The sequence below is a fragment of the Pseudoalteromonas sp. SG43-6 genome (genome assembly GCF_014164365.1).
GTDB classification, from domain to species: domain Bacteria; phylum Pseudomonadota; class Gammaproteobacteria; order Enterobacterales; family Alteromonadaceae; genus Pseudoalteromonas; species Pseudoalteromonas rhizosphaerae.
In genome coordinates this window covers 1-3,281 of sequence record NZ_JACJEZ010000110.1, presented here as the reverse complement: position 1 = coordinate 3,281, position 3,281 = coordinate 1, and the positions used below count along the sequence as shown (strand labels likewise).

5 protein-coding genes and 1 pseudogene are annotated in these 3,281 nt (G+C 39.3%); all 6 read right to left on the bottom strand.

Going from position 1 to position 3,281, the window contains the following annotated elements; all coding sequences use genetic code 11:
* Positions 1 to 103: 103 nt before the first annotated feature.
* Positions 104 to 304, bottom strand: coding sequence for a hypothetical protein (locus tag H5201_RS22220; protein ID WP_259399737.1), 201 nt, complete (start codon positions 302 to 304; stop codon positions 104 to 106).
* Positions 301 to 1,446: a hypothetical protein gene (locus H5201_RS22215; RefSeq protein ID WP_182785420.1), complete on the bottom strand. Its 1,146-nt coding sequence runs from the start codon at positions 1,444 to 1,446 to the stop codon at positions 301 to 303. The genes H5201_RS22220 and H5201_RS22215 overlap by 4 nt, the downstream gene beginning before the upstream one ends.
* Positions 1,447 to 1,519: 73 nt before the next feature.
* Positions 1,520 to 1,906, bottom strand: coding sequence for a hypothetical protein (locus H5201_RS22210; RefSeq protein WP_182785419.1), 387 nt, complete (start codon positions 1,904 to 1,906; stop codon positions 1,520 to 1,522).
* 22 nt (positions 1,907 to 1,928) lie between these two features.
* A complete protein-coding gene (locus H5201_RS22205; protein WP_182768405.1) occupies positions 1,929 to 2,564 on the bottom strand; it encodes a peptidoglycan-binding protein in 636 nt (211 codons plus the stop codon).
* Positions 2,565 to 2,836: 272 nt separating this feature from the next.
* A complete protein-coding gene (locus H5201_RS23340) occupies positions 2,837 to 3,046 on the bottom strand; it encodes a hypothetical protein (RefSeq protein ID WP_259398918.1) in 210 nt (69 codons plus the stop codon).
* Positions 3,047 to 3,092: 46 nt separating this feature from the next.
* A pseudogene (locus H5201_RS22195) lies at positions 3,093 to 3,281 on the bottom strand (DUF2931 domain-containing protein); the annotation flags it as partial.

The following is a 3,281-nucleotide window of genomic DNA, read 5'->3' as shown; positions in this document are numbered from 1 at the left end:
GCGACGGCGAGATTATTTGGAAGGACTAGCCTATTTCGTACAGGTAGTAGTGCAAATCGATTGGAAAAATATGGATGTGAGTGATGTAATTGAAACTTAATAATTATTTTTGGGGATCCCTTAGCTCAAGCACCGCGCCTTCATCACTGCTTAATAGTATTGGTGCAGCTCCATCGCTATCAGCCACCACCACACGGTTAAACAGCGGGGTGAGCTTACTAATTGGCTTACCTTCATTCACATAACCCGTGAGTAAATATGCTTTAGGGAAGCTACATATTCCTGTATTAAATTGCTCTGTCATTGTTCATCCTTGATATTAAACACGTCAAAAATATATATAGTTCCCATGCCCCAAATATTACTTTCTTTAAGCAATATTTCTCTTTCTTGCTTAGTAATTAAGTCCAATTCTATAAAGTAATAATCAGGATATGGACGACCGTTCCCCATCAGCTCTGTCGAATCTCTTGATGCGGGACTTAACACTTTATTTTTTTTATCTGAGAAAAAATAAGTATCTGCTTTTCTTGGTGATATAATGCGCTTACTGGGGTCCGATAAGTTAATCCAGTAATTTTGCGACGCCCCAAGACCTTCTGATAAAAAATAAATATAATCGCCGAAGGGAGATACCTTAAAACTAAGCATAGAAAAGTGGTTGTTATAGCCTAAATCAACCTTTTCTATCACGTCACCATTAAAGTCATGTAACCAATACTCATTTTTTTTATGTGCTAAAAAGGTTTTACCATCTGGCAATAAATACAAGCCATTAGAGTAAATAATTGGTCGCTCAGTGAGTGTTTTAGTCGGTACATGATAGTTATAATGTTTACCACTGACGTAAAAAATCACATTCTCACTGTCTTTAGTCCAGTTAAAATGGGCATAGCCATAACCTTCGCTCATTAAAATAAACTGCTGGGTTTTAGTATCCCAAAGCTCACGTGTATAGCCAAGTTCATTGTTGTACATTGATATTGCGATATACCGGTTATCAGGAGAGCGCACCGGTTTATGACCGTCGACCATATTCTTACCCGTAAATACGCTTTCTGGAATAATCCTACGCCTGTCAGAGCCATCCATGCGCGCTGAAAACAACGTTTCTATACCTATCCACTCAACCTCAGCTCTAAATAAAATACGCGGAGCTGAAAACGTTTCTTCATCGCCATACACCTCATTGCGCACCTCTTTAGGCCATTCAGAGTGGTATGTGTGGCGATACGCCAATTTATCTTTACTAAATCGTCTGGGTTGCTCTTCAACAACTTGTTTTTCTGATGTTTTAACGTCACCACCACAGCCAGTTAATAGCAATGTAGTAATACTTAGTAATATCATGGCGCTGCTTCGCGCGCTTTTACTAAACGCCTTTATATTCGTTATGCTGTGTAAAAGCGGTTTAAAACGGGCTGTGTTTTCTGAGATTAATGACATGGGTAATCCTAGTATATATGGTGTAAATTTATTAATAGATTTATCTTATAAATCTATGTTATTTATAATAAATTCATTCATCATCTATATTAATGCTTGGCATTAATTCTGCTTGCGGTGTTTGACCTCTCAACTGTGTATAAGGCACTCGTTCAAAGATATAAAAAGGCTCAGCCCCGTCATCTGGATCTTGTATTAAATTAAAAGTACCTTCGGTGGGAATTTTTTTAAACGTGAGCCGAACCCAATCTGTATCTACAATACGTCGATCACCTACAGAGCATTCTTGACGCCAACAGCTTTCAACATGCTCAAGAATAACTTTCTCATTGAGCGGGTTTATTGGTTTAGCCGATGATTTAGTTAAATTTAACTGGTATGCAAAGGTGATTTTTGGCTCTGTAATATACTTTTTATTTCTATTATTTATCTGCATAGGCGAACACTGTGAAATACTCATATTAGCTCCCAAATACTTGCTGTCATTTTGCTTTGGTTTTCTTCCCTGCAATTCCATCTACTTCAAGGTCGTGCTCGTATTGAAAATCCCTCACTCCCGCTTTGGTTTTTGAGCCGTTAATTCCATCAACTGTACCGCAGTCAAAGCCCAGTAAATTACAACGCCCCTGTACGCCTGAAAGTGTGTCAATGGGGTCTAAATCACCCACTTGTGCGGTAAAACTTTCACTGGGTGAGCTTTGATCTTCCTTGAGATATAAATCAACCTGAGCGGTGAGCGTGTCGTTTTCATTTAGCTCAACTTCAACTAAGCCGTCGCTCGGTAAAACGGTATCGATAGTTTGGCTGCCGATGTTGAGTACAATACGTTTGCCAGTGATGTCGCGGCCGTCGTCATAAAATACTTTTAAGCGAAAATATTCTTTTTCACCGCGAACTACAAAGGTGTTCTTACTACCTGTTTTTAGCGGCATGAATTTTTCGGCTTTTTGCGGGATCTTTATAATATCCCCCGGAAAAATTAGATTAGGATCGGGCCGCAGTGTTCTAAATTCAGCATTAATTGGATGCTGGTAAAGGCTTTTTGAGGTCCTAAAACCATATTGTCGCGCAATCCTTAACAGGGTTTCTCCTTGCGTTACTGTGTGTTGCTGGACCATGATTTATATCCTTATAAATAATTAGCTTAGGGCGCTAGGCCTACAAGCCAATCTTTGTCGTCTAATTCAAAAAAGCTGACCTTGGCGTTTTCAAAGTCGGGGCCTGATATTTTTTCCTACTTCCCCTGTACTTATCCGTGTATATGCAAGTAAATTTTTAGCTAACTTATAACCATTTTTATCTATTGCCACTTCACCAAAGTAAATTCTGTTCTCTGACTTATCTAACCATTCAACGGCTACTTTTTCTGGGAATTTTTTATCGTAAACACTTACCGTCGCCCTTGTTTCACCATAGCAGCACCAATTGAACCTGACGGTATTCCCCACTCATCATCAAATACCACAGAACGCCCCCAAATTGCATTGCCATTTTCCGTGCCTACACCTGCGACCATGTAATCAATTTTACCTGTTGAGGCGCAACCCATTACAAATAATGTAAAGGTCAATGTGGTGAGACATTTTATGAGGTTACTCAAAATATATTTCCATTTAAGTTCAAGCTGCCCTTGAGGAATGGCTTAGTTACTTATTCTCACGCCACTGTGCTTGCCCTGAGGCTAGTTCGTGTAATACACGGCCAGTAAATCCAGCGGATGGTGTATTTGAAACCCAAACCTTTATCTCACCTGATTCACCCATACCGACTATTAAATATGGTTTTACATCTTTAAAAACCTTACCTGTATGCGCTGTGTATGAAGGTAAATTTTT

Excerpts from the sequence above, each read along its gene's own strand:
- H5201_RS22205 (WP_182768405.1), bottom strand. The coding sequence starts at position 2,564 with ATGGTCCAGCAACACACAGTAACGCAAGGAGAAACCCTGTTAAGGATT.
- H5201_RS22220 (WP_259399737.1), bottom strand. The coding sequence starts at position 304 with ATGACAGAGCAATTTAATACAGGAATATGTAGCTTCCCTAAAGCATAT.
- H5201_RS22215 (WP_182785420.1), bottom strand. The coding sequence starts at position 1,446 with ATGTCATTAATCTCAGAAAACACAGCCCGTTTTAAACCGCTTTTACAC.
- H5201_RS22210 (WP_182785419.1), bottom strand. The coding sequence starts at position 1,906 with ATGAGTATTTCACAGTGTTCGCCTATGCAGATAAATAATAGAAATAAA.